This window comes from Prosthecobacter fusiformis (assembly GCF_004364345.1).
Classification (GTDB): Bacteria; Verrucomicrobiota; Verrucomicrobiia; order Verrucomicrobiales; family Verrucomicrobiaceae; genus Prosthecobacter; species Prosthecobacter fusiformis.
This window is the reverse complement of record NZ_SOCA01000027.1, coordinates 1-4,831: the sequence shown is the minus strand read 5'-3', so window position 1 is coordinate 4,831 and position 4,831 is coordinate 1. Positions and strand designations below refer to the sequence as shown.

The window sequence follows — 4,831 nt, the reverse complement described above, 5'->3', positions numbered from 1 at the left end:
GCGTTTTTGACGCGAGGGCTGGAAGCCGTCAATGCAGAGGTATCGCTCAGCGCCCTGGGCTACAACATGCGCCGCGTTCTGAACATCGTCGGCACAGGGGAACTGATCAAACACCTCGGCAAACGGGCTGCGACCGCCGCCTGAGGAGGCAAAGGAGTGCCCAGGGAGAGGCAGTCAAAGCCGACCGGATGCGAAAAGGACGGCCAGTGGCTAAGAACCCAAAAGCGGCCTGGCCATCTAAAAATAAAATCCTCCTACCTTAGCCCCCTCTCCCGCATCCCAAAACCAGTCCTAGAGTTGCCCTGTTCACTTCTCAGCGAGTTTTGAAACAGTCTGGCCAGCGAGTGGGGTTCCCTGTGGCTGCTCGCGCCAGCGAGTGGGCGAGCTTTCTCACGTCCCCATCTCTCCCCAGACCCCCACGCCCTGGCGGGCGCAGCTACATGGGACAAACACGCCCTGGCGGGCGCAGCCACCTCAAACTCACCATCTTCGAGCTCCAGCCACTCTTGGTTGCAAATGCCCCCTGCCTGCCCACTGTCCTCTTTTTCTGACCAACCATGAAGATTCTCGTCACCGGCGGCGCCGGATTCATCGGCTCTCACACCGTCGAACGCTTGCTCGAAGGCGGCTCTCACGAGGTGACCGTGCTGGACAGTTTTAACGATTATTACAATCCCGCCATCAAGCGCGCCAACGTGCGCAACTTCGCCAGCCGCATCACCCTCCAGGAAGGTGAGCTCACGGATGCCCCGCTCATCCAGCGCCTGTTCGAAACGAGCCGCTTCGATGCCGTCATCCACCTGGCCGCACGGGCCGGCGTTCGCCCTTCCATCGAGCAGCCGGAACTCTATATCGATACCAACATCAAGGGTACCTTTAACCTCCTGGAAGCCGCCCGCCGCACCGGCTGCCGCCACTTCGTCTTTGCCAGCAGTTCCTCCGTTTACGGGGTGAATAAAAAGGTGCCGTTCAGTGAGGAAGACCCCATTTTGCAGACCATCAGCCCCTATGCGATGACGAAAATGGCGGGCGAGCAGATGTGCTCCAATTACAGCCATCTTTACGGCATCAAGACCGTGAGCCTGCGCTTTTTCACCGTCTATGGCCCACGCCAGCGCCCGGACCTGGCCATTTCCAAATTCACCCGCCTCATCCAAGATGGCCTGCCCATTGATAAATTTGGCGAGGGTCACACCGCCCGTGATTACACCTTCATTCACGACATCGTGGACGGCATCATCGGCGCGCTGAACTACACCAGCGGCCCCATTTGCGATATCTTCAACCTGGGCGGCTCCCAGACCGTCACCCTCAATGACCTCATCGCCAGCATCGAAGAAGCCGTGGGGAAAAAAGCCATCATCAACCAGCTCCCGGAGCAGCCCGGTGACGTGCCCCTGACCTCCGCCGATGTCAGCAAAGCCCGCCAGCTTCTCTCCTTCCAGCCCCGCACCACCATCGCCGAAGGCGTGCCCGCCTATGTGGAATGGTTCCGCCAGATGCGCGCTGAAGGCGTGGTGCTGAGCTAGGGGGGATTCCATCCGCCATGGAGCGCACGCGTCTCGCGTGCCGTCTTGTGCGTCCCGCGCAAGACCGTTCTAACCGCCCCGTTCGCTATGGAAAGTCCACGGCCAGTCGGCGTTTTGAAGCCGGTGCTCAGTGCTCAGTGCTCAGTGCTCAGTGCTCAGTGCTCAGTGCTCAGTGCTCAGTTAGGGGATTCGGGGCTTTTTCGGATAAGTCCTATACGGCGTATCGGGCCTATAGGTAGGGTCAGAGTGCCCCTCATCTGAGCACTGAGCACTGTGAACTGAGCACTCCCTTCTCCCCTCACCCCATCAGTGCCACGGCGATGGAATCCACGAGGGGTTTCCCCTGGCGGGTGAGGATGATGTGGCCCTTTTCCACATTCAGCAGGCCCTCCTCGGCCAGCGTCTGCAGCATGCGCCGTTGATCCGGCAGCACTAGGTCCTGCGGCAGGCCGCGCAGGGTGCGCAGCTCCAGGCCGAAGCGCTCCGTGCGCCGCCGGTCCTCCGTCAGCTCCTCCCCGGGTTGCGCCGTCGGCAGCCCGGCCAGGGATAGCTCCATGTAGCGCGCCGTATCCGGGATGTTTTGCCAGCGCTGCCCGCCTGCGGTGGAGTAGGCGCTCGGCCCCAGGCCCAGGTATTCCTCCCCCATCCAGTAGCTTTCATTGTGAGCGGACCGGTAGCCGGGGCGCGCATAGTTGCTGATCTCGTAATGCTGATACCCCCCCGCCTCCAGCACATCCAGCGCCAGGTAAAAAAACTCCGCATCTCGCCCCTCATCCTCCCGGTACTGGCCCTTGCGCAGCCGTTGGAAGAACTCCGTGTCCTCCTCATAATTCAGATTGTAGGCAGAGATGTGGTTCGGCTCCAGGGCCACCGTCCGCTCCAGCGTCCCACGCCAGGCCTCCAGGCTCTGGCCGGGGATGGAAAACATCAGGTCCAGGCTCACGCTGTCGAATCCCGCCCCGCGCAGCAGTTGATACGTCTCCTCCGCATCCGCCGGGGCGTGGTCACGACCCAGGGTCTTCAGCGTCGGCTCATCCCAGGCCTGGATGCCCAGGCTGATGCGTGTGACCCCGCAGCGGCGCATCATCGCCGCCTTGGCCGCCGTGATCGTGCGCGGGTTCACCTCGCTGGTGTATTCGGCCACGCGGGACAGGTCGTGGATCTCCCCCAGGCCAGTCAGCAGGCGCTCCAGGTGGGTTTCACTGAGCGCCGTCGGCGTGCCTCCGCCCAGGTAAACCGTGTGCAGGTCCAGCTCATGCGCCCGTGCCGCCTGCTCCCGCCGCGCCTCTGTCAGCACCGCCTCCACAAAGCCCGCCATATCCGTGCTGCCGTGCTGATGTTTATAAAACGAGCAGTAAGGGCAGATGCGGTGGCAAAAAGGGATGTGAACGTAAAGATGCTGAATCACGGCCCGCACCATCGCACAAACCGCCGCCGTGGGGAGGAAAAGACACGCGTTTTTTCCCAGCCCTGAAGTGAGGGGAGGGGGCGACGCTGAAGCAAGGTGCGTCCCCAGTCGGGGCGGGACGCCCCAACTCCTTGGGTTGCGCTGCGGGCATGTGCAAGGAGAGGGGGGCGCTGCTGAAGCAAGGAGTGCGGGCGTCCCGCCCCCACAGACTGAGGCCAGGATGGCCTCAAATCTTGTCTTGATCAGCGGGAAGGAAAAGATCCGTGCAGTGAGCGAGGTGCGTCCGCAGTCGGGGCGGGACGCCCCGACTCCTTAGGCTCCGGCCCGCAGTCTTCAGATCCACGTGGCATAACCCAGCGCCTTCAGCAGCGTGCGCAGGCTCATCAGCACCACCAGCACGCCCACCAGCACCATCATGGGGCGCTGCGGCAGCTTCTTCGTCAGAAAGGCCCCCAGCGGAGCCGCCAGCACCCCGCCCAGCGCCAGTCCCGCGATGACCTGCCAGTGCCCCAGGCCGATACTCAGGAAAAACGTGATGGAGGCGGAAAGCGTCACAAAAAACTCCACCGCATTCACACTGCCCACCGCATGCCGCAGGGAATTTCCGCGCACGATCAAGTTCGTCGCCACGATGGGTCCCCAGCCACCCCCGCCGATAGCATCCAGAAACGAGCCCACCAGCGCCAGCGGCGTCAGTTTCGTCGTCACCTCCCGGGGCGGAAACGGCATGAACGCCTTCGTGATGATCACCAGGCCCATGATCAGCAGATACCCGGAAATATACGGCTTGATCATCTCCCCATCCACCACGCTCAGTAAGTATGCGCCGACAGCAGCCCCGATGATGCCCGGGATGAGCAGGCGGCGAAAAAGATCCTTGCTGATGTTTCCAAACGCGTGGTGGGACAGCGCCGAGGCCCCCGTGGTGAAACATTCCGCCGCATGCACCGTGCTGCTCACCACCGCCGGAGGCACACCCCAGCCCATCAGCAGGCTGGAGGCCGTGATGCCATAGGCCATCCCCAGGGCACCATCGATGAGCTGGGCCACAAAACCGGCGATGACAAAAATATAAAAATCTTCAGGCATGAAAAAAATCCCCGAAACCGGGACGCGGTCTTCGTCCCTGCCGGGGTCCGCTTCAAGTAAAACCTTCCCCCCTGCCAGCCTCGCCCCGGCACAGAAAACGCCCCCTCCAGCATCCTGAAAAAAGGGGGCCATTTGTGAAATGCTTTTGGTTAGTCTGAGGGGTTAAAAGTCCGTAAAACCTAAGGATTACAAGGCTTTTCGTGCGCCTAAACTTTCGTGAACCATAGCGCATCAAATTTGGCACGGCCCTTGCTTAGCCTTCACAAGAACGGTTCCCGTAGCCGCCACAACACCAACTCAAAACGATACAACTATGCTTACCAGCAAACACAGATGGACTGCATGCCTGCTCGCTGCCGGAATCGCGGCTGCGACATTGGGGCTTACGCTCGAACCCCTGTCTTATGGACAGGAACCTGCCACTCCTCCTCCCGCCGAAGCGGCTCCCGCCCCAGCACCAGCTCCTGCACCTGTTGCTGAAGCACCCGCTCCTGCTCCTGCCCCAGTCGTAGAAGCCCCAGCGGCAGCCGCTGAAGCGCCAGCCGCTGAACCCGCCGCTCCAACGGTTGAGCAGCGGATCTTTGACTTGGAAAAATACGTCACCAACGGCCAGGCCGGTAAAGACGGTGATGTCGAGTGGAAGTCCAACATCGCAGGCCCTGGCCCTGGCCACAACGCCTGGCAGATGACGAGCACTGCCCTGGTCATTTTCATGACCCTTCCTGGCTTGGCTCTTTTCTACGGTGGTCTGGTGCGCAAAAAGAACGTCCTTTCCGTCATCGCCCAGTGCATGGGCATCGCCGGC

At 61.6% G+C, this 4,831-nt stretch carries 3 protein-coding genes and 1 pseudogene; 2 read left to right on the top strand and 2 right to left on the bottom strand.

What is annotated here, in order from left to right; all coding sequences use genetic code 11:
• The first annotated feature begins 557 nt into the window (after positions 1-557).
• A complete protein-coding gene (locus tag EI77_RS23125) occupies positions 558-1,529 on the top strand; it encodes an NAD-dependent epimerase/dehydratase family protein (RefSeq protein ID WP_133797683.1) in 972 nt (323 codons plus the stop codon).
• A gap of 298 nt (positions 1,530-1,827) precedes the next feature.
• Here EI77_RS23125 and hemW read toward each other — a convergent pair whose 3' ends face one another.
• A complete protein-coding gene (gene hemW / locus EI77_RS23120; RefSeq protein ID WP_166647469.1) occupies positions 1,828-2,937 on the bottom strand; it encodes a radical SAM family heme chaperone HemW in 1,110 nt (369 codons plus the stop codon).
• A gap of 333 nt (positions 2,938-3,270) precedes the next feature.
• Positions 3,271-4,026, bottom strand: a complete 756-nt coding sequence (locus tag EI77_RS23115) for a sulfite exporter TauE/SafE family protein (RefSeq protein WP_133797681.1) — start codon at positions 4,024-4,026, stop codon at positions 3,271-3,273.
• A gap of 313 nt (positions 4,027-4,339) precedes the next feature.
• Here EI77_RS23115 and EI77_RS23110 point away from each other — a divergent pair.
• Positions 4,340-4,831 (top strand): annotated as a pseudogene (locus EI77_RS23110) (ammonium transporter); the annotation flags it as partial.

What these genes read in the sequence shown, in the direction of transcription:
- EI77_RS23125 (WP_133797683.1), top strand. Translation starts at nt 558, where the DNA reads ATGAAGATTCTCGTCACCGGCGGCGCCGGATTCATCGGCTCTCACACC.
- EI77_RS23115 (WP_133797681.1), bottom strand. Translation starts at nt 4,026, where the DNA reads ATGCCTGAAGATTTTTATATTTTTGTCATCGCCGGTTTTGTGGCCCAG.